Origin of the sequence: Hymenobacter psoromatis (assembly GCF_020012125.1) — a bacterium.
In the GTDB taxonomy this organism is placed as follows: Bacteria; Bacteroidota; Bacteroidia; order Cytophagales; family Hymenobacteraceae; genus Hymenobacter; species Hymenobacter psoromatis.
This window is the reverse complement of the sequence record NZ_JAIFAG010000001.1, coordinates 978383-998853: the sequence shown is the minus strand read 5'-3', so window position 1 is coordinate 998853 and position 20471 is coordinate 978383. Positions and strand designations below refer to the sequence as shown.

Annotated in this window: 18 protein-coding genes; 15 read left to right on the top strand and 3 right to left on the bottom strand. The window is 57.9% G+C overall.

Translation table 11 applies throughout. From position 1 onward, the window contains the following. Positions 1 to 50: 50 nt before the first annotated feature. The 13 genes from LC531_RS04215 (at position 51) to LC531_RS04155 (ending at position 12756) form a co-directional block, all read left to right on the top strand. Positions 51 to 3107, top strand: a complete 3057-nt coding sequence (locus tag LC531_RS04215) for a M16 family metallopeptidase (protein WP_223649074.1) — start codon at positions 51 to 53, stop codon at positions 3105 to 3107. Positions 3108 to 3283: 176 nt separating this feature from the next. Further along, entirely contained in the window at positions 3284 to 4549 is a 1266-nt protein-coding gene (gene icd, locus LC531_RS04210) for an NADP-dependent isocitrate dehydrogenase (protein ID WP_223649073.1), read from the top strand. 85 nt (positions 4550 to 4634) lie between these two features. After that, the gene (locus LC531_RS04205) at positions 4635 to 5771 is read left to right on the top strand and encodes a DUF3800 domain-containing protein (protein ID WP_223649072.1); all 1137 of its coding nucleotides are present in this window, start codon (positions 4635 to 4637) and stop codon (positions 5769 to 5771) included. A 145-nt stretch (positions 5772 to 5916) separates the two neighbouring features. Continuing rightward, positions 5917 to 6180 carry a hypothetical protein gene (locus LC531_RS04200; RefSeq protein ID WP_223649071.1) on the top strand — a complete coding sequence of 88 codons (264 nt, stop codon included), beginning with the start codon at positions 5917 to 5919 and terminating at the stop codon, positions 6178 to 6180. Continuing rightward, positions 6161 to 6565 (top strand): type II toxin-antitoxin system VapC family toxin, encoded by a 405-nt coding sequence (locus LC531_RS04195; RefSeq protein ID WP_223649070.1) that lies wholly within the window; start codon positions 6161 to 6163, stop codon positions 6563 to 6565. Before LC531_RS04200 ends, LC531_RS04195 begins: the two co-directional genes overlap by 20 nt. Then, positions 6562 to 6804, top strand: a complete 243-nt coding sequence (locus tag LC531_RS04190) for a DUF2442 domain-containing protein (RefSeq protein WP_223649069.1) — start codon at positions 6562 to 6564, stop codon at positions 6802 to 6804. Before LC531_RS04195 ends, LC531_RS04190 begins: the two co-directional genes overlap by 4 nt. A gap of 437 nt (positions 6805 to 7241) precedes the next feature. Further along, entirely contained in the window at positions 7242 to 7577 is a 336-nt protein-coding gene (locus LC531_RS04185; protein ID WP_223649068.1) for a hypothetical protein, read from the top strand. Positions 7578 to 7750: 173 nt separating this feature from the next. After that, the gene (locus tag LC531_RS04180) at positions 7751 to 8377 is read left to right on the top strand and encodes a hypothetical protein (RefSeq protein ID WP_223649067.1); all 627 of its coding nucleotides are present in this window, start codon (positions 7751 to 7753) and stop codon (positions 8375 to 8377) included. Positions 8378 to 8500: 123 nt separating this feature from the next. Further along, a complete protein-coding gene (locus LC531_RS04175) occupies positions 8501 to 9874 on the top strand; it encodes a vWA domain-containing protein (RefSeq protein WP_223649066.1) in 1374 nt (457 codons plus the stop codon). A gap of 77 nt (positions 9875 to 9951) precedes the next feature. Further along, on the top strand, positions 9952 to 10524 hold the full coding sequence (locus tag LC531_RS04170; protein ID WP_223649065.1) for an RNA polymerase sigma factor: 573 nt from the start codon (positions 9952 to 9954) through the stop codon (positions 10522 to 10524). Positions 10525 to 10554: 30 nt separating this feature from the next. Continuing rightward, positions 10555 to 11013, top strand: coding sequence for a hypothetical protein (locus LC531_RS04165; protein WP_223649064.1), 459 nt, complete (start codon positions 10555 to 10557; stop codon positions 11011 to 11013). A 19-nt stretch (positions 11014 to 11032) separates the two neighbouring features. Beyond that, positions 11033 to 11509 (top strand): hypothetical protein, encoded by a 477-nt coding sequence (locus LC531_RS04160; RefSeq protein WP_223649063.1) that lies wholly within the window; start codon positions 11033 to 11035, stop codon positions 11507 to 11509. A gap of 53 nt (positions 11510 to 11562) precedes the next feature. Then, on the top strand, positions 11563 to 12756 hold the full coding sequence (locus LC531_RS04155; protein ID WP_223653851.1) for an aspartate aminotransferase family protein: 1194 nt from the start codon (positions 11563 to 11565) through the stop codon (positions 12754 to 12756). A 26-nt stretch (positions 12757 to 12782) separates the two neighbouring features. Here LC531_RS04155 and LC531_RS04150 read toward each other — a convergent pair whose 3' ends face one another. Next, entirely contained in the window at positions 12783 to 13229 is a 447-nt protein-coding gene (locus LC531_RS04150; protein ID WP_223649062.1) for a tellurite resistance TerB family protein, read from the bottom strand. Positions 13230 to 13459: 230 nt separating this feature from the next. Between LC531_RS04150 and pfkA the strand changes: the two genes are divergently transcribed. Continuing rightward, a complete protein-coding gene (gene pfkA, locus LC531_RS04145) occupies positions 13460 to 14431 on the top strand; it encodes a 6-phosphofructokinase (protein ID WP_223649061.1) in 972 nt (323 codons plus the stop codon). A gap of 143 nt (positions 14432 to 14574) precedes the next feature. Here pfkA and miaA read toward each other — a convergent pair whose 3' ends face one another. After that, positions 14575 to 15507, bottom strand: coding sequence for a tRNA (adenosine(37)-N6)-dimethylallyltransferase MiaA (gene miaA, locus LC531_RS04140; protein WP_223649060.1), 933 nt, complete (start codon positions 15505 to 15507; stop codon positions 14575 to 14577). 96 nt (positions 15508 to 15603) lie between these two features. After that, the gene (locus tag LC531_RS04135; RefSeq protein WP_223649059.1) at positions 15604 to 16773 is read right to left on the bottom strand and encodes a glycosyltransferase; all 1170 of its coding nucleotides are present in this window, start codon (positions 16771 to 16773) and stop codon (positions 15604 to 15606) included. Positions 16774 to 16873: 100 nt separating this feature from the next. Here LC531_RS04135 and LC531_RS04130 point away from each other — a divergent pair, with 100 nt between their 5' ends. Beyond that, entirely contained in the window at positions 16874 to 20467 is a 3594-nt protein-coding gene (locus tag LC531_RS04130) for a PAS domain S-box protein (RefSeq protein ID WP_223649058.1), read from the top strand. Positions 20468 to 20471 lie beyond the last annotated feature (4 nt).

Sequence of the window (20471 nt, the reverse complement as noted above, 5' to 3'; positions counted from 1 at the left end):
TTCTACCTTTGTGCCCCTAATATCCTCCCCGCGCTCTGACTAGTACCTTTGTGAATAGACCGTTGTTGCTCCTGCTGCCAGCCTTGGCTGCCCTCGGCCTCACCACGCAGTGCCAGTCGAGCAAGCCTGCCGCCACGGCCGCTGCTACTACGCAGGAAGCCATTGCCCCGGCCGCCGCCAAAATTAAGGAGTACCGCTACGAAACGGCCCCCAACGACCCGCTCGGCGTGCGCGTGTACAAGCTGGATAATGGGCTGACCGTTTACCTGTCGGACTACAAGAACGCGCCGCGTATTCAAACGTACCTGGCCGTGCGTGCCGGCTCCAAAAACGACCCGGCTACCGCCACCGGCCTGGCGCACTACCTGGAGCACATGGTATTTAAGGGTACCTCGCGCCTCGGTACCAAAGACTGGAGCAAGGAAAAGCCGGAACTGGACAAGATTGAGGCCCTGTACGAGGTGTACCGCGGCGAGCGCGACGACCCGGCGGCCCGCAAGCGGACGTATCACCAGATTGACTCCATTTCGGGGGTAGCGGCGCGCTACGCCGTGCCGAATGAGTACGACAAGCTGATGGGTAGCATCGGCTCGAAGAACTCGAACGCGCATACGTCGAATGAAGAGACAGTTTATCAGGAAGATATTCCGAGTAATCAGCTCGAAAAGTGGGCTGCTGTGCAGAGCGAGCGCCTGAAGGAAATGGTGCCGCGCCTATTCCATACCGAGTTGGAAGCGGTGTATGAGGAGAAAAACCGGGGCCTGGATTCGGATTTTAATAAGGAGTTTGAGACGCTGAATGCCAGCCTCTACCCTACCCACCCCTACGGCACGCAGACGACCATCGGCACGATTGAGCACCTGCAAAATCCGTCCATTACGGAGATTAAGAAATACTTCGGCGAGTATTACGTGCCGAATAATATGGCGCTCTGCCTGAGCGGCGACCTGGATTATGACCAGACCATCCGACTGATTGACCAGTATTTTGGCGAGTTACAGAGCAAGCCGGTGCCGGCCTTTATTTCGCCGGTGGAGAAGCCAATTACCGCGCCCATCGTGAAGGAGGTGCTGGGGCCTCAGGCGGAAAACGTGATGCTGGGCTACCGCCTACCCGGCAAAGCCACCCGCGACGGCCTGCGCCTGCGGATGCTGGATAAAATCCTGACCAACGGCCAGGCCGGCCTGTTCGACCTCGACCTGAACCAGCAGCAAAAGGTGTTGCAAGCCCAAACTTTTGCCGACCTCAACGACGACTACTCCACGCATGTGCTCTACGGCACGCCGCGCCAGGGCCAGAAGCTGGAAGAAGTACAAAAATTGATGCTGGCCGAAGTGGACAAGGTGAAGCGCGGCGACTTCCCCGACTGGCTTATTCCGGCCATCGTCAACAACGAGCAACTGACCCGCACCAAGAGCTACGAGCGCAACGATGCCCGCGCCGCGGCCATGTACGAGTCGTTTATTGAGCGCGTGAGCTGGGCCGATTACTTGAAGCAAGATGAAGATTTTGCGACGATTACCAAGGAGGAAATCATCCAGTTTGCCAACGATAACTACGGGCCGGATTACGTGGCCGTGTTTAAGCGCACGGGGGAAGACCCGAACAAGGTGAAGGTGGTGAAGCCCGCCATTACGCCGGTGCCGGCCAACCGCGACGCGGCCTCGGCCTTTTACACGGAGGTGAGCAAGCTGCCGAGCACCGACTTGCAGCCGGTTTTCGTCGATTATAAAAAGGATATTCAGACGGCGGAAATCAAGCCCGGCCTACCCCTCTATTATACCAAGAACACGGAGAACGGGCTGTTTAGCCTGTTTTACGCCATTGACCTGGGCACCAATAATAACCCGCTACTTGATGTGGCGACCGATTATTTGCAGTACCTGGGCACCGGGCAATACACCGCCGCGCAGCTGCAGCAGGAGTTTTACAAGCTGGGCTGCTCATTTGCCATTAGCAGCACGCAGGACCGGGTGCTCATCAGCCTCAGCGGCTTGGATACCAACCTGGAGCCGGCGCTGAAGCTGTTCGAGCAGGTGCTGAACAACCCGCGCCCCGACGCGGCGGCGCTGAAAAACCAGGTGGCCGGGATTCTGAAGCAGCGCCAGGATGCCAAGCTCAGCAAGGGCGTGATTCTGAATCAGGCCATGCTGAACTACGCCAAGTATGGTTCGCGCAATCCGTTTACCAACATCGTCCCGGAGGCCCAGCTAAAGGCGCTGAAGCCCACGCAATTGACTTCGCTGCTGAAATCCCTACCCACCTACCAGCACCGGGTGCTGTACTACGGGCCACGTGATATTACAAAGGTTACTATTGGAGCTGAAAATAAGCGGGGTGGGGGTAAGTCATTACCTACGCCTCCCACGCCATCTGGCGGCTGGGGAATTTTAGAAACAATTTGGATGGAGCACAAAACCCCCGCTACCCTCAAGCCTGACCCGGCCGCCAAGGATTTTGCCGAGCAGCCGCTGAAGGAGAAAAAGGTGTATTGGGTGGATTACAAGATGGTGCAGGCGGAAATCCTGTTTCTGACTAAGGGCGACATTTATAATAAGGCAATGGCCCCGACCGTGGCACTCTACAACGAGTATTTCGGCGGCGGCATGGGTAGCATCGTGTTTCAGGACTTGCGCGAGAGCAAGGCGCTGGCGTACTCAGCCATGTCGCGCTACGCGAATGCCGACAAAACGGGGCGCTCCAACTACGTTATCAGTTACATCGGCACGCAGAGCGATAAGCTGCCCGAGGCCATGAGCGGCATGGAAAACCTGCTGACCGATATGCCTTTGGCTGATGCCAACCTGGTTATCGCCAAGCAGAGCATCCGCAACAGCATCGCCACCGACCGCATTACCCACGAGGGCGTGCTGCTCAGCTACGAGCGCGCCCGCCGCCTGGGCCTCGATTACGATGTGCGCCGCGACGTGTATGACCAAACTCAAAACATGACGTTTGCCGAATTACAGAAATTTCAGCAGGACAAAATTAAAGGTCAGAACCAGGTTATTCTGGTTATTGGCTCCAAGGGCCGTCTGAATTTCAATGCGTTGGCTAAATATGGCATTGTCCAACAGCTTACCCTGAAAGAGATTTTCGGGTATTAATTACCGTTTGTCCTTGCGAGCCTGCAAAGCAATCTCTCCTGCACGCTAGGGGCACTAACCCAACGAAGCGAACGACTAGGAAAGATTGCTTCGCAGGCTCGCAAGGACGGATACTTTGAACTTCCTGACTTCCCACCCACTCCTGAACAACGATTAAATAGACAACCTTTTTCCTCATGGCAGAGCAGAAAATCACCATTAAAAATGGCAAGCTGAACGTCCCCGACCAACCGATTATCCCCTATATTGAGGGCGACGGCACGGGGCCGGATATTTGGCGGGCCTCGCAGCTCGTATTTGACGCGGCAGTAGAAAAAGCCTACGGCGGCAAGCGGAAGCTCGTATGGAAGGAAGTGCTAGCCGGCGAGAAAGCCTTCAAGCAACTCAACAACTGGCTGCCGACCGAAACGCTGGACGCTTTCCGCGAATACCTGGTGGGCATCAAAGGCCCGCTCACTACCCCCGTGGGCGGCGGCATCCGCTCGCTGAACGTGGCCCTGCGCCAGGAGTTAGACCTCTACGCCTGCGTGCGCCCCGTACGCTACTACGACGGCGTGCCCTCGCCCGTGAAGCACCCGGAGCTGACCAATATGGTCATTTTCCGCGAAAATACGGAGGACATCTACGCCGGTATCGAGTACATGAATGGCACCCCGCAGGCCCAAAAAATGCTCGAATTCCTGCAAGACGAGATGGGCGTGAAGAAGATTCGCTTCCCCGAGTCATCGTCATTCGGCATCAAGCCGGTGAGCAAGGAAGGTACCGAGCGCCTCGTGCGCGCCGCCATCAAGTACGCCCTGGAGCACAAGCTGCCGTCGGTGACGCTGGTGCACAAGGGCAACATCATGAAATTCACCGAGGGCGCGTTCAAAACCTGGGGCTACGAGCTGGCCGAGAAGGAGTTTGGCAGCAAGGTGTTTACCTGGGCGCAGTACGATAAAATCGTGGCCAAGCAGGGCCAGTCGGTGGCCGACGCGCTGCAAAAGCAGGCCCAGGACCAGGGCAAGCTCATCATCAAGGACAGCATCGCCGATGCCTTTTTGCAGCAGATTCTGCTACGCCCCGCCGAATACTCGGTCGTGGCAACGCTGAACCTGAACGGCGACTACATCTCCGACGCGCTGGCGGCCATCGTGGGCGGCATCGGCATCGCGCCGGGCGCGAACATCAACTACCTGACCGGCCACGCCATCTTCGAGGCCACCCACGGCACCGCGCCCAAGTACGCCAACCAGGACAAGGTAAATCCCGGCTCGGTTATCCTCTCGGGCGTGATGATGCTGGAGCACCTGGGCTGGAAAGAAGCCGCCGCCCTCATCAATAAAGGCCTCGAAGCCGCCATCGAAAGCAAGCGCGTCACCTACGATTTCGAGCGCCAGATGGAGGGCGCTACCCTCCTCAAAACGAGCGAATTCGGCGAGGAGATTGTGAAGAATATGTAGTAATTTGGCGGTTGCCAATTAATATGAACCCCCGCGTTGGCTGATGAGGCCGGCGCGGGGGTTTTGTTTTTCACATATTTGAAGTATGCAAACCCTAGCCTTTGCTGATGAATTCGGCACAAATTCATTTGCTTTCGATAAGCAGACCTCGCATTTTATTGTGTGTAGTATTATCGTTAACGAGCATGACTTAGGCTTGTTGGAAATAGAAGTGGAGGAAATTAGGCGCAAGAACTTTCAGACTGGTGAAATAAAATCACTTAAAGTAGGCCAAAATCATCAAAGAAGGAAAGCAATATTAGAAAAATTATGCAAACTTAATTTTCAGATTTATGCTGTAGTTATAAATAAAAAGCTTCTGTATTCAGACGGATTCAAACACAAAGCATCTTTTTATAAGTTTGCCAATGGCCTTGTTTACAAGGAGCTTTATAAGACTTTCCCCAAGTTAACTTTAGCAGTTGATGAGCATGGTGGAAATGACTTTATGCTAAGCTTTAAGAAATATGTTCAAAAAAATCACATAGGTGATTTGTTTGAAGGAGCTAACTTCTTAGTTGAAAACTCAAGAAGCAACTTGATGATACAAGTGGCTGATTTTATGGCTGGCACTTTAGGCTATTGCTTTGATGACACGAAGAAAAGCAGTGAATCAGAAACCTTTTTAAAATTATTAGAGCCACGTCTTTCTAGTATTAATCATTTTCCTAACTATGAAAAGTTAGAAGAAGAAGTTAATACTTGTGATAGTTTATTTGATATTAGAGTTTCCGAAATGGCTCTACGAAGTGCGCTCAGCTTCGTAAGAGATAAGCAGAATAATGACAAGAGCCACTCAGACCAAATAAGTTTTGTTAAGCTTCTCTTAATGTACTATACTACATACAGAAAAAAAGGATTTGTATCTACCAAAGAGCTAATCAACCATCTTGATGCAGGAAGGCAACACAAAATATCCGAGCAGTATTTTCGCACACAAATAGTAGGAAAGGTTCGAGATTCCGGCGTTTTAATCGCTAGTAATAGCTCTGGTGATAAGGGCTATAAATTACCAACCTCAGTTGATGATTTGTACAAATTCATTAAACATAGTAATAGTATTATTATGCCAATGCTCAAGCGCATTAAAAGAGCGAAGGATATTATAAGCTTGGCAACCCATAATGACTTAGACCTCCTTGTAGCATATCCCAAATTACAAAAAATAATAGAAAGCTTTTAAAATTATTTATCAGCGTCTATGTATTACTGGCAGAATAAATAAATACACTAAAAATTCATGAAACGCTAACAGAAGCCAAAGCCCTCCGCTACTTAAACCGCTGGCGGAAAACGTTGTAACTTAGGCTACCTGAAAACCCGATGCTATGGTAACCCTCGAAACCATTATCCAAGAACTCCAGCAGGTGCCGCCCGAGCATCTGGATAAAGTGCATGAACTGGTGCAAACACTACTGCCTACCCCTATTTCCAACGAAGCAATAGCGGCCAAGCTGCACGAGCTACTCACTAGCCCCGATGACCTTAGCCCGGAGGCTTGGGCAGACGTGGAGGCCCATATGTGGCGCACGCGGGCTAAGTTACTTACGCGCCCCAATCCGTTTATGGAGGATGAAGCCCACCCTGCTTGACACCGACATTGTGTCCGAGTTGGTGCGTCGTAATCTCCTTATCAGCAAGCGGGCGGAAGCCTACGGGTTAGCGCACAGATTGCTTCAGGTAAGCGTAATCACTTACTGCGAGGCCCTGAACGGTCTGCTGTACCGCGACGCCCGCACGCAGTTAGGCCGCCTGCAAGCCATCCTTTCGTTAAGTAACCTGCTGCCTGTAACGGCAGAATCGGCAGCCATTGCGGCGCAGATTGAGGCCGATTTACGCCGGCGTGGTTTAAGCATTGGGTATACTGATACCTTAATCGCAGGGGTAGCGCTGGCCAACGGGCTTGTTTTAGCCACCAACAATACCCGGCATTATGAGCGGATAGCGGGCTTGCAACTGGTTAATTGGATGCAATGAACACCTACCGCCCTACCACTGCCCTGGCCAAAGCAGTTACCTTTGACGACATTACGATGCACGTGCAACTCACCGATGGCCGCACGGTAAGCTTACCATTGCTCTGGTTTCCGAGGCTGCTGGCGGCCCGGCCCGAGCAACGGCAGCAAGTGGCTATCGGTGGCGGCGGACGCGGACTGCATTGGGAGGAGTTGGATGAGGATTTGTCAGTGGCGGGACTGCTGGCGGGTGGAAATTAATTGCCATGACTAAGCAAGAGCTAATATGCGGCTATCCAATATTTACCAGAAGTCTTTAATTTGAAAGACTTATTCGACCGCTCATTATTTATCAAGCGCATCGAAGAAGGCATCCGCCAATCAGACAATGGCCAAACGCTGACGGAAGCCGAAGGCCGCCGCTAACTGAGCCGCTGGCGAAAACCATAGTAACTCAAAGTGACTGAAACCCGGTGCCGGAGCTATGAGACCTACTCTTCAAGCCTAGCTACTGCCGCGGGTTACGCTATATTAAACTTGCGCCAATAGCTGGGTTAGAACCAACAGTTGGCGAGCATTGGCCATTAGTGGAGCTAAGCTGGTATGGCTACTATCTATTAATTGGTTTTCCAATGAAAAAGCTCTTAATCCTTGGCTTTTTATTGTGTAGCGCAGGCATAGCTCAAGCACAGATATCCGTGCTAGTGAACCCCGATGGCACGCACTTGGTGCTATACCAAAACGGCAACACTGGCGTGCTAGTGAATCCTGATGGCACGTATTCGACGCTGGTGCAGAGTGGCAACACAGCCGTTATTGTCAATTCCAATGGCACGCATTCGGTTATTCCCAACACCGATGCCAACCCGACGGTGCTAGTAAATTCAAATGGTACGCACAGTGTTACTCAGCGCACGGGTAATGTGACCACGGTCACTAGCCCCGAGGGTACGCAAACTTTTAGCGAGCCGGCGGCTACCGATAGTACGCAGCGGCCAGGTTGGTGGTGGTTGCTGGGTAAGGGCAAGAAATAGCCCGCGCTGAGTGTAGCATCCACGGTTCAGGTCAGCCATCGCCATACTAAACCGTAGGGTGCGTAATCTTACTCAGCATCGGGAAGTTAAGTTTTGAGGGTTTCTTGCTTAGCGGTAACGAAAATGTCGGCAACAGCTTTACTTTTGCTTTGCTCACCTTTTCATCATTCGGCATGATTAAGTTTTTACCTTGGCTAGCGGCTGCGCTACTTCTATCCACCAGCTGCGAAAAGGCCCAAAAAGCTCAGGAGACCTATTCTAACCTCTCTAAGCTTAGCGAAGCGGGCAAGAACCTGGAAACCACGATGGAGGCAGCCAAGGACCGGCACGCCGAGCGCGTGAAAAGTGGCGATACGCTGTCCCTGCCCTACAAAGACCTCGAAAACTACCTGCCTGCCGACGTGAGCGGCTACACGGCCGGTGCGCCAAGCGGCCAGTCGATGAAGACAGCCGGCATGGCTTTCTCCTCCGCCGAGCGCACCTTCACCCGCGATACGGCCGAGGTAAAAGTGAGTGTAATTGACTACAATGGGGCCAATCAGCTTTACCAAGGAGCATCGGCCATGTTTAGCCTGGGCCTGGAGAGCGAGGACGATGAAAGCCTGACCAAAGAGGCGAAGCTTGGCTTGGATGGCGTGAAAGGCTCCGAAACATTCCATAAAAAAACGGGCGAGGCCGACCTGACCTTGGCTGTGGGCGACCGCTTTCTGGTCACCATCGCGGGTACCAAGCAGCAAAACCTGGAACTGGTAGAAGCAGTGGCTAAAAGCATGGACCTGAAGAAAATGGCGAAGCTCTAGCTGCTACTGCCGACGCGCCCTGCCCAGGCTAAAAGTGGCGCTAAACTCGCGGCGGCGGTGTAAATTTCGGCAATGCTATTCCTCTTCTCACCCGCTACTATTAGAATAATTCGCTGCCTGTTAATGGCTTGCGCATTAGTAGTGGCTGCTTTCCAGGGCCGGGCACAGAACGCGCCACCGGAAAAGCCCAAGGTTACGCGCATTTTGTTCTTGCTCGACGCCTCGGGCTCCATGATGGCCCCCTGGGAGGGCAAGCCGCGCTGGGAGGTAGCCAAGCGCCTGCTGGCCAAGATGGCCGACTCGCTCAACGCCTACCCCAACCTGGAACTCGGACTGCGCGTGTATGGCCACCAGCACCCCAACGCCGAGCAAAATTGCGAAGACTCGCGCCTCGAAGTGCCCTTCGCGCCTAAGAATGCGGCCGCCATTAAGGCGCGGCTCAAGACGCTGAAGGCGCAGGGCAACACGCCCATTACGTACTCGCTGGAGCAGTCGGCTAAAGACTTTCCGCAGGATAAAGCCTCGCGCAACGTGCTGCTGCTCATTACGGATGGGGTAGAGTCGTGCAAGGGCGACCCCTGCGCGGCCTCGCTGGCGTTGCAGCGCAAGCACATTTTTTTGAAACCCTTTGTGATTGGGATTGGGGCAGAAAAAGACTTTGGGAAAGCGCTCGAATGCCTGGGTAAATACTACAACGCGGCCGAGGTCAAGACCTTCCAGACGGTGCTCAACGACGTGATTGCCCAGACGCTGGCCAAAACCACGGTGGCCGTGAACCTGACCGACGAGGCCGGCCGGCCAGTGGAGTCGAACGTGAACATGACGTTCGTCAACAACGTGACCGGGCAGCCGGAATACAACTACGTGCATTACCGGGATGCGCAGGGCAAAGCCGACGTGGTAGACATCGACGCCTTGCAGAGTTATGACCTCATTATCAACACGGTGCCGGCCGTGCGTCAGGCCAATCTGGCTATTCGGGCGGGTAAGGCCAACGTCTTGACTTTCAAAACACCGCAGGGCCTGCTGCATTTGCAGCCGCCCGCCGTTACGCCCAATCCTTACGGCGCGACGGTGCAGGCCGTGGTGCACCCGGCCGCCAACCCCGGCGCTGGGCTGGCCCTACCCTTCGGCAGCCGCCAGAAGCTGCTGGCCGGCACCTACGAGGTGGAGATGCTGACGCTGCCACGCACCGTGCAGCGCGTGAGTGTGTACCAGGGCCAGACCGCGACCGTGAGCTACGCCGCGCCCGGCACGCTCAATATTACGTCCGACCTGAAGGGTTTTGGCAGCCTCTACAAGCTTAATGATGACGAGTCGCAGACCTGGATTTATAACCTACCTGAAACCAGCAGTCGTGTGAACCTGGCCATGCAGCCGGGCGCGTACCGGCTGGTTTTTCGCACCGCCACCAGCAACGGCAGCAAGTTTACGGACGTGCGCAACTTCACTATTCGCTCGGCGCAAACAACTTCGCTGAGCATTTTTGGGAGGTAAGTTGATACTGATGGCTGGTTCATTAAACCCTACCCCCCTCCCGGCGTCCAACCCGCACTTTTGCCCCCGCTCCGCGTTTGGAAGACCACGAAATCCTTACCAAGTTTCAGGACCCCGCCAGCCGTAACCTGGCCTTTAACCAGCTGGTACGCAAGTACCAGCAGAAGGTGTATTGGCACGTGCGCAAGATGGTGGTGGACCACGATGATGCCGACGACCTCACGCAGGACGTATTTGTAAAGGTGTGGAAAAACCTGGGGAATTTTCGGCAGGATGCCCAACTCTTCACCTGGATTTACCGCATTGCGACCAACGAGTGCCTAAGCTTTTTACAGAGTAAGCGGCGCAAGTTTTTCCTACCCCTTAATGACGTGGGGGCCGAGCTAGCCGCCAAGCTGGAAGCCTACCCCGCCGTGGCCGGCGATGAGATTGAGCTGAAGCTGCAAAAAGCCATTTTGCGGCTCCCCGACAAGCAGCGGTTGGTCTTCAACCTGCGTTATTATGATGAGATGCCCTACGAGCAGATGGCGCAGGTGACGGGCACCAGCGTGGGAGCCCTCAAGGCGAGCTACCACCACGCCGCCCGCAAGATTGAAGAATATGTGACGGCGGCTGATATGCTGAGTACGACCGCCGAAGACGCCGATTAAACCCTACCCCCTGGTTTGCATCCAACGTTCATGAAAACTGCTTTTAACCTGGACCAGCACCCGCGCCGCGGGCCGCAGCCGCTGAGCGCGCCCCCGGCCGGCTACTTCGAGCGGCTACCCACGCGCATTATGGCGCAGGTGGCCGCGCCCGCCGTGCGGCCGCTGCTGCCTGCCTGGCTGCGGCTGGCCCCCGCCTACGTACGTACCGGCCTGGCCTCTACGGTGTTGCTGGGTACGCTGGCGGCTTCGCTATGGCTGGGCGGCGGGCCGCTGAGCCGCCCGGCTACCCCGGCCAACAGTCTCGATGCCGTGCCCGCCGAGCAGCTGGTAGATTACCTGACCAACGGCGAAACCCACGTCGATATGCTCGACCTAGCCGAGCTACCCACGCACCGCTTGGGTCTGACGCGGCGTTATCTTCAACCATCAGATTCGGAGATGACGGAGGCGCTCGATGCGCAGCCTCACGACGAGGCTGGCTTGCTTTAATGCTTTTTGAATCTTGACGATGAAGCTGTTCCGATTGTTTTTTATGCAGGCGCTGGTGCTGGCGGCGCTGGTGGGCAGCCAGCCGGCGCAGGCGCAGGGGCGGCAGCCGGGCGGGCGCATCACGCAGCTCGACAATGCCAAGATTGCCTTCATTACCTCGCGCCTGACGCTGACCCAAGACGAAGCCCAGCGCTTCTGGCCGCTATATAATGAATTTGTGGGCCGCCGCCGCGAGCTCAATCGTTCGACCCGCCTACTGCGCAACGAAGCCAAAAACCCCACCCTGAGCGATGTGCAGCTCCGCGATAACTTCAACCAGGATTTTGCGCTGCGCCAGCAGCAGCTGGATTTGGAGAAAAGCTACTTCGACCGCTTACAGAAGTCGCTGACCATGCGCCAGGTGGCGGAGTTGTACCAGGCCGAGCGCGATTTTACCAAGGAAGTGCTCAAGCGCGTGGCGGGCCGGAATGATAGTCCGCCGGCGGCCGGGCAATAGCCCGCCCCGCTCCTACCCCCCGCGCTCGGCGCGGTACCTTTGCGGGCGTTATGCTGACGTCCCGCCAACTTTTTTTGCGCCACCAGGCCCAGACCTCCGAGTTTCCGCTGCTATTGGAAATCGAGCGAGCCGAGGGGGTTTATATGTACACGCCGGAAGGCCGCCCCATCCTGGATTTGATTGCCGGCATTGGGGTGAGCAATGTGGGGCACCGGCACCCGCGGGTGCTGCAAGCCATTCAGGGTCAGCTCGATAAATACCTGCACCTGATGGTGTATGGCGAGCTGGTGCAGGCCCCGCCCGCCCGGCTGGCCCACGCGCTGGCCGCCACCCTACCCCCCCCGCTCGACACGGTATACTTCACCAACTCGGGCACCGAGGCCATTGAGGGCGCGCTTAAGCTGGCCAAGCGCCACACGGGGCGCACGGGCCTGGTTTCGGCCCTCCATGCCTACCACGGCTCCACGCACGGGGCGCTGTCCATCACGGGCTCCGAGGGGTTTAAGAACAGCTACCGGCCGCTGCTGCCCGACGTGCTGCATTTGCGCTACAACGAGCTGGCTGACTTGGACTTAATAACCGAAAACACGGCCGCCGTGGTGCTCGAAACCGTGCAGGGCGAGGCCGGCGTGCGCCTACCCCTGCCTGGTTACCTGCCAGCCGTGCGGGCGCGTTGCACCAAAGTGGGCGCGCTGCTTATTTTGGATGAGATTCAGTGCGGCTTTGGGCGCACGGGTACGCAGTGGGCGTTTGAACAATTCGGAGTAGTGCCCGATATCCTGGTGTGCGCCAAAGGCATGGGCGGCGGCATGCCGATTGGGGCCTTTATCTCCTCGCCCGAAATTATGGTGGGGTTCCAAACGAATCCCATTCTGGGGCACTGCACCACTTTTGGCGGGCACCCGGTAAGCTGCGCGGCTTCGCTGGCCACGCTCCAGGTTATTCAGGAAGAAAACCTGCTGGCCGGCGTGGCAGCCAAGGCGGCGCGGCTACGGGCCGGCCTGCGGCACCCGGCCATCCGCGAAATTCGCAACTGCGGGCTGCTGATGGCCGTGGAGTTTGAGTCGTTTGAAGTGCTCAAACCAATTATCGACCGGGCGCTGGCCGTGGAGGGTATCCTCACCGACTGGTTTTTATTCTGCGATAACTCGCTACGCATCGCGCCGCCGCTAACCATTACGGAGGCCGAGATTGACGCGGCCTGCGCGGGGCTGCTCCGGGCCATCGCGGCCAAGCAGGGGGGGTAGGGCTGGCACGCGCACGGCCCGGTGGCCTATCGCTGGGGTAGGGCGGGGCTTTTTAGCAGCGACAGGCTCTCGTCCTTGATGCGCTCGCGGGGAACGGCATCCTTCACCCCCTGCGAAATCTTACCCATGAGCACGTCCACGATGTCTTCGCGGAAACCGAGCTTCTCGGCCATTATCGTGCAGAAATTCATCTCCGTCTGGTCCACGATACCATCGGCAAGCATCATGTCTACGAGGTCGAAAATCTGGTCGAAGCGCTCCGAGTCGTTGCCGGGCAGGTCGGCGGCGCAACGGGTTTCGCCCTGCACTATTTTGCGCACCTCACTGGCCGACACGCCGTTTTTCTTGCCCACGGTGATGATAAATTTCATCTCGCGGTCGTCCACGTTGCCGTCGGCTTTGGCTAGGGCGGCCAGGTTGCACAGGTGGCCTTTTATCTTTTTAGCCTGCTCTTTTTCAAAAAAACCAAACATGGGAGGACGGGTTGGAAGTGAAGGGTGGGGAAACGGGGGTAGCGAAAATTAAGGATAAATCACTTAATAACCAAACGCAAGCCCGGTAAATGCCTATTTTACGTGGTTTTGGCAAAAATGTCTGGCTCAAATTTAGGCCAGCACCTAGCGCTTGTGCCTCCGTTATGCGACCTTTGCGAGCTTAAGGCCAACTCAGCGTTGGTAGCGGGCGCTTTAGCTGAATTTTTGACATGAAGAGAATCGGAGTTTTTACGAGCGGGGGTGATGCTCCCGGCATGAACGCCTGCCTGCGGGCGGTAGTACGTGCGGGCGTGTACCACGGCATTGAGGTCTACGGCATCATGCGAGGTTACAGCGGCATGATTACGGGCGAGTTCGTGCGCATGGACTCGGCCTCGGTGTCGAATACGGTGCAGCGCGGCGGCACAATCCTAAAGTCGGCGCGCTCACAAAAGTTCATGACTAAGGAGGGCCGGCAGCAAGCGTTTGACCAGCTCGTGAATCATGGTATCGAGGGCCTAGTAGCCATCGGTGGCAACGGCACGTTTGCGGGCGCGAGTATTTTTGAGCAGGAGTTTGGTATCCCGACGGTAGGCGCGCCGGGCACGATTGACAACGACCTCTACGGCACGGACTATACCATTGGCTACGACACGGCCGTAAACACGGCTCTGGAAGCTATTGATAAAATCCGGGACACGGCCGACTCGCACGACCGCTGTTTTTTTGTGGAAGTGATGGGCCGCGACTCGGGCTACATTGCCATTCCGTGCGCCATCGGGGGCGGGGCCGAAATCGTGATGGTACCCGAAACGGCCATGAGCGTGGAGGCCGTTATCGAAACGCTGCTAGACAGCTACAAGCGGCACAAAACTTCCTTTATCGTCATTGTGGCCGAGGGCGAAGAGGAGGGCAACGTGCACCAGGTGGCCAAGCGCGTGAAGGAAGCCATTCCGCAGCTCGATACCCGCGTTACCATCGTGGGCCACATTCAACGGGGCGGCTCGCCCACCGCCGCCGACCGCCTGCTGGCCTCGCAGCTCGGCATCGCCGCCGTGGAGGGCCTGCTCAATGGCATGAAAAACGTGATGGCCGGCATCGTGGACCGCAAGCTCATGTACACCCCTTTCGAGGACACCATTTACAAGCGTAAAATCATCAACCAGAGCTTTATGCGGATGGTGGAAATACTGTCGGTGTAAGGGGTAGTAAATAATAAAAAAGAACGTCATGCAGACCAAAGGAAAGCATCTCACTTGCGTAACTGACTCTAAAATTTGAAGTTAGTTACGCAGGCAAGATGCTTCCCTTTGGTCTGCATGACGTTCTTTTTAGTTGATTGTCCTCACCCATTACCCAGCTCAACCCAAACATAGTCCGGGTCGCGGCGGAGCCAGGTGAGCTGGCGCTTGGCGTAGTGGCGGGTGTTGCGTTGCAGCAGGCGCACAGCCTCGGGGTAGTCGTAGTGGCCATCGAGGTAGCCGAAGATTTCCTGGTAGCCCACCGTTTGCAGGGCCTGGTGATGGCGGTAGGGTAGCAGTGGTTCGGCCTCGGCCAGCAGGCCAGCCTCCAGCATAGCCAGCACGCGTTGGTCGATGCGCTGGTATAGTTCTTCGCGGGGGCGGGTGAGGGCCACTTTCACGACCCGCCAGGGGCGGGCCGCCGCCGTGGCCGCCACCGCCGCCGGCCCCTGGTGGAAGCTAGAAAACGGCCGCCCCGTGCCGCGTGTTATTTCGAGGGCCCGCACCACGCGCTGGTGGTTTTGCAGGTCGAGGCGGGCGTGGGCCACGGGGTCGGCGGTGGCTAGCTCGGCTACGAGGGGGGATAGGCCGGTTTCGGCCAGCTCGCGCAGCAGCTGCTGGCGCACGGCGGGCGGCACGGCGGGCAGCTCGTCGAGGCCATCGGTGAGGGCTTGCAGGTATAGCCCCGAGCCGCCAGTGGCAATAACAACTCGTTGCTTTTCAAATAATTGCGTTAATAACGCCGTCGCCTCGGCCGCGAAACGGCCGGCGCTGTATTCTTCCGTAATGCTGTGCGAGTCAATAAAATGGTGCCCTACCCCCTGCATTTCGGCCGGCGTGGGCTTGGCCGTGCCAATACTCAGCTCGCGGAAAAACTGGCGCGAGTCGGCCGAGATAATCTCCGTGCCGAGCTGCTGGGCGAGCGCCACGGTGAGGGCCGTTTTACCCACGGCCGTAGGTCCGGCCACGGCCAGCAGCACCGGGCGTAGGTCAGGGGGGGTAGGGAGTAACTGAGCTAGGATTTTGGGTGAGAGCATAAAGAGTGCGGTAAGCTTTAGCTTGCCGGGAATAGGGTAGGGTAAGCTGTAGCTTGCTGCCAGCAGTTCACAAATTTTAAAACGCCAAGCTGAAGCTTATCCTACGCGCAACAATTCTGCGTAGAGCCGCAGCAGGGTTTTTTCTTCCTGTTCCCAGCTCCACTCGGCGCGGGCGCGGCGGCAGTTGGCGGCCAGGCGCTGGTAGTGCGGGCCGGGCTGGCCGCCGGGCAGCAGCCGGGCCAGGGCGGCGGCCAGGGTGGCGGGGTGCAGGTCGGGCACCAGCTCGGCAACCTCGTGCTGAGCGTTGAGGGCGCGGTACTCGGGAAAGTCGATGCAGAGCTGCGGAATACCGGCCTGCACGTAGTCGAAGAACTTATTAGCCAGCGAGTAATAGTAGCTCAGGCCGGTGTTTTCGAGCAGCATGATGCCCACCGTGGCCTGGGCCGTGAGCACGCGCAGGGCCTCGGGCAGCACGTAGCCCCGAAACTCGACCTGACCCGATGCCAGCAGCCCCAGCTGCGCCGCCTGCGCCCGCAACGCTACCGAGCAGTCACCCTCCCCACACATAATCAGCCGGGCCGGCACTGAGGGCATCGCGGCCAGCAGCTCGGCCAGCCCCCGGCCCATGTTGAGCGCACCCTGGTATAATAAAATTGGTTGTTGGTTGGTTTTCTGATTGTTAGGTATCGGGCTTTGGCTGGTAAGCGCGCCTGAAACTTGCGAAGAAGGAACATTCCGAACTACAGCAAACGGGCAGCTGGGATGACGCTGCTCGAAGAGCTGGGCCAGGGCGGGGCCCACCGTGTAGCGTAGCCGGGCGCGGGGCACAATGAAATTTTCGACCCACCGCCAGGCTCGCTGCACTCGAGGACGAGCCACTACTTCGGGCACTTCGGGGAATAATTCGTGGGCGTCGTACACGAAAGGCTGGCCACCCAGGCGGGCCCGCAGCCAGGTGGGTAGGGCGGCATCGAGGTCGGCGCAGCCCCAGGCGGCGGCGCGCTGGCCCAGCAAAAAGAAGAACAGCCGCAGATTATACTCCAAGTAGAATAACTTGCCGCTTTGAAACCAGCCCCGCAGCCGGTGCTGGGCGTAGGGGCGCGGGGCCAGCGGCACCGAGGCCGGGCGCTGCCAGCCCACCAGCAGCACCTGGTAGCCGGCCCGCGCCAGGCTGCCGGCAATACGCTGCATCCGCTGGTCGTAGCTCAGGTCAGTGGTGACGGCCAGCACGAGGCGCGGGCCCGGTAAGGCAACTAATTTGGACACAAGCAATACAAACTGGCGCAGCCTTCGTAAATTCAACCCAAAACTACTCCCGCTACCGCGCCAATCTGTACCTTGGCCCCGCGCGCGCTTTTAGTCCTCTATGCAAGCTCATTCTCCGGGACCACTGTTACCGGCCACCGCCCTCATGCTCGACCAGCTACAACTAGCCTACGTGGTGCTTGACCGCGATGGCTTGGTGGTGGAAGCGAACGATACCTTATTAACCATCAGCGGCTATACCTCTGCCGAACTGATTGGGATGTCCTTTTGTGGGCGCCTGGTGCCGAGAGCCCAACGTGCCGACTCTCACGAACAGTTTCAGCGCGTGCTGGCCGGCCAGGAGCCGTGCCCGCCGCATTTTGAGCTATCCATGCAAACCAAAGCCGGCAAGGGCTTCAGCCTGAGCTGGCAGCCCAACCTACTCAGTGACGAGCAGGGCGAAAACACTGGGCTGTGGGCCGCCGGCCATCCCGTGGCCAAAGATGCCAACCTTCGCCTCAACGGTACCTCAAACCTGCCTGAGTCCACGTACCTACGCGAGTTTTTCGATAGCTCGCACGACCTTATCCTGCACCTGAGCGCCACCAACGTGCTGCTGTTTGTGAACCGGGCCGGGCAGGAAAAGCTGGGCTATACCGAGAGCGAGCTGCTGGGCCGGCCCTTCACCGACGTGGTGCACCCCTACTACCGGGCTAAGCTTCTCTACCAGCTGCGCCGCCTCTACGAAGGCCAGGCCCTGAACAAACTCGAAACCGTACTGCTGACTAAGGCCGGCCGGCCGGTGCACCTCATCGGCTCGGTGAGCAGCGAGCAGCAGCCGGGCCGGCTGCCCAGCGCCCGCGCCGTGCTGCACGACATTACGGACCGCATCAAGGCCGAGCGCCTGCAAAAGGTGTACTATAGCATTGCCAACCTGGCCATTTCGGCCCACGACCTGCCCGCCCTCTACGGCGCCATTCACCGGGAGCTGGGCAAAGTGATTGAAACCAATAATATCTTCATCGGCCTCTGCGACGATGCGCGCACGGAGCTACAATTCGTATACTACGTAGACCAGCACGCCTATTTTGAGCAGGGCGACGGCCGGCCGTTCTCGATGGGCGTGACGGAATACGTAATTCAGCAGGGCCAGCCGCTATTTTTCACCAAGGATGACCTGTTGCGCCTCGTGCGCACCGGCGAGATGACGGCCTTTGGGCGGCTGCCGGCCGTTCTGCTGGCTTCGCCGCTGAGCGTGGGCGACCGCACCATCGGGGTGCTGGCAGTGCAGGAGTACGACCGGGCCGACCTCTACACGCCCGCCGACCTCGATATTCTGCACTTCATTTCGGGGCAGGTAGCGCTGGCCATCGACCGCAAGCGTCAGGAAGAGCACTTGGCCCTGCAAAACGCTCGGCTCAACGCCATTTTTGAGAGCGGCACCCAGCTGATGTGGAACGTAGACCGGCGCGGCCACCTCGTGTCGTTCAACCGCAACTACGCCGATTTTTACCACTATCGCAACGGCGTACCCCCCGCCCAGGGCCTCAACCTGATAGAGACGGATATCGCGCTCACTGATGAAGACACCCGCGAGCTGTTTCGGCGCAGCTACCTGGCGGCCGGCCGGGGCGAGGAGCAGCAGTTTGAGGCGCACCTGCGCAAGCACCAGGGGCCCGATATCTGGCTCAGCATTACGCTGGCTCCCATTTACCTGCCCGACGGCTCGTTTGAGGAAATCACGGCTCAGGCCCAGGATATTACGTCCACCAAAACATCGCAGCTGGCGCTGGCGGCGCAGGAAGAGAAATTTCGCTCCATCTTCGAGTCGTTTCAGGATATTTATTACCGCACCGACCGCGAAGGTAATTTTACCATCCTGAGCCCTTCGGTGCGCGAAGTACTGGGCTACAACCCGATAGAAGCCCTGAGCTACCGGCTCGAAGACATCTACTGGCAACCCGAGATGCACGGCGACCTGCTGCGCGAGCTGCGTAAAAACGGCGAACTGCGCAACTTCGAAACCCAGCTGCGCCACCACGACGGCTACCCGGTGAGTATGCTCGTGAATGCCCGTCACACCTCGTTCGGAACCGAGGGCATCGTGCGCGACATTACCGAGATTCGCCGTATTCAGGACGACTTGCGCCTGGCCAAGGAAGAAGCCGAAGCCGCCTCAGAAGCTAAAACGCAGTTTTTGGCCAATATGAGCCACGAGCTGCGCACGCCCATGAACGGCATCATCGGCATGATTGACCTGCTGGGCCAGACCGGCCTCAACGGCGAGCAGACCGACTACGTGGACACGCTGCGCACCAGCGCCGAGGCCCTGCTGACGATTCTCAACGACATTCTGGACCTGTCTAAGATTCAGGCGGGCAAGATGCGGCTGCACGAGGCTCCGCTGGCCCTGGAGCCCATGCTGGAACGCCTAAGCGCGCTGTTTTCGTACCGGGCCAACCAGAAGAACATCCGCTTTACCTGCCACCTGGCCCCCGATACTCCGGCCTTCATCGTTACCGACGAAACCCGCCTGCTCCAGATTTTGGCCAATCTGGTAGCCAACGCACTCAAATTCACCCCCCACGGCACGGTGAGCGTGGTAGGCTCGCTGGTGCGCACCGAAGGCGAGTACTGCACGCTGCGCTTTGCGGTGCAGGACTCGGGCATCGGCATTTCGCCTAACGACGCGGCCCGGCTCTTCACCAGCTTCACTCAGCTCGACACGACCCCCAGCAAAGCCTACGGCGGCACGGGCCTGGGCCTGGCCATCAGCAAGGAGCTGGCCGAGCTACTGGGCGGCACCATCGGGGTGCTGTCCAACACGGGCGAGGGCAGCGTTTTCTGGTTCACCATTCGCTGCAAGGTGCTGACTACGGCCCCTATTCCCGCGCAGGCGGCCCTGCCGGCCGCCCCTACCCCCCCCATCGCGGCACCACTCAGCAGCGAGTCGCCCCGCATCCTTTTGGTCGATGATAATGCCATTAACCAAAAGGTAGCGGCCCGCCTGCTGGCTAAGCTCAACTGCCACGTAGAAGTAGCCAGCGATGGCTACGAGGCCATTGCCCGCGCCACCGCCCCTGGTGCCAACTACCAGCTCATTCTGATGGACATCCAGATGCCGGGGCTCGATGGCATCGCCGCGACCCGCGCCATCAAGGCCCAGCTGGGGGCAGCCAGCCCGCCCATCGTGGCCATGACGGCCTACTCGATGCCCGACGATGCCGCCCGTTTTGTGAAAGCCGGTCTCGACGACTACCTAGCCAAGCCCGTGAAGCACCAGCAGCTGGCCGAAACGCTGATGCGTTGGATTGCTACCCCCATCGCCCCCGCCGAGGAGCCCGCGGCTCCCGCCGGGCCGGCGCTTATCGACCCTGAGGTGCTGGCGCAGCTGCACCAGCTGGGCGGCGACGGTTTCGCGGCCGAGCTGTACGATGAGTTCGTGGAAGAAACCACGGCCCTGCTCGACCAGGCCAATACTCACTGGGAAGCCCGCGATATTGAGGGCCTGCACCCCATGCTGCACCAACTCAAGGGCACGGCCGGCACCCTGGGCCTCACGCAGTTGTCGGGCAAGGCCCTGGCAATGGAGCAGGCAATTAAGAACCGGGAAACGGATACTCTAGGTGATGGATTAGCGGAGCTGGGGCAGTTATTCGCACAATTCGTGAGTCAATATCCTACTTTGCTGGCCGCGACGCAGCCAAGTAAGTAGGATT

Bases quoted from the DNA above. Each gene is read 5' to 3' on its own strand.
- LC531_RS04165 (WP_223649064.1), top strand. From the start codon at position 10,555: ATGAAAACTGCTTTTAACCTGGACCAGCACCCGCGCCGCGGGCCGCAG.
- LC531_RS04195 (WP_223649070.1), top strand. From the start codon at position 6,161: ATGAAGCCCACCCTGCTTGACACCGACATTGTGTCCGAGTTGGTGCGT.
- LC531_RS04130 (WP_223649058.1), top strand. From the start codon at position 16,874: ATGCAAGCTCATTCTCCGGGACCACTGTTACCGGCCACCGCCCTCATG.
- LC531_RS04190 (WP_223649069.1), top strand. From the start codon at position 6,562: ATGAACACCTACCGCCCTACCACTGCCCTGGCCAAAGCAGTTACCTTT.
- pfkA (WP_223649061.1), top strand. From the start codon at position 13,460: ATGAAGAGAATCGGAGTTTTTACGAGCGGGGGTGATGCTCCCGGCATG.
- LC531_RS04200 (WP_223649071.1), top strand. From the start codon at position 5,917: ATGGTAACCCTCGAAACCATTATCCAAGAACTCCAGCAGGTGCCGCCC.
- icd (WP_223649073.1), top strand. From the start codon at position 3,284: ATGGCAGAGCAGAAAATCACCATTAAAAATGGCAAGCTGAACGTCCCC.
- LC531_RS04160 (WP_223649063.1), top strand. From the start codon at position 11,033: ATGAAGCTGTTCCGATTGTTTTTTATGCAGGCGCTGGTGCTGGCGGCG.
- LC531_RS04180 (WP_223649067.1), top strand. From the start codon at position 7,751: ATGATTAAGTTTTTACCTTGGCTAGCGGCTGCGCTACTTCTATCCACC.
- LC531_RS04175 (WP_223649066.1), top strand. From the start codon at position 8,501: ATGGCTTGCGCATTAGTAGTGGCTGCTTTCCAGGGCCGGGCACAGAAC.
- miaA (WP_223649060.1), bottom strand. From the start codon at position 15,507: ATGCTCTCACCCAAAATCCTAGCTCAGTTACTCCCTACCCCCCCTGAC.
- LC531_RS04150 (WP_223649062.1), bottom strand. From the start codon at position 13,229: ATGTTTGGTTTTTTTGAAAAAGAGCAGGCTAAAAAGATAAAAGGCCAC.
- LC531_RS04205 (WP_223649072.1), top strand. From the start codon at position 4,635: ATGCAAACCCTAGCCTTTGCTGATGAATTCGGCACAAATTCATTTGCT.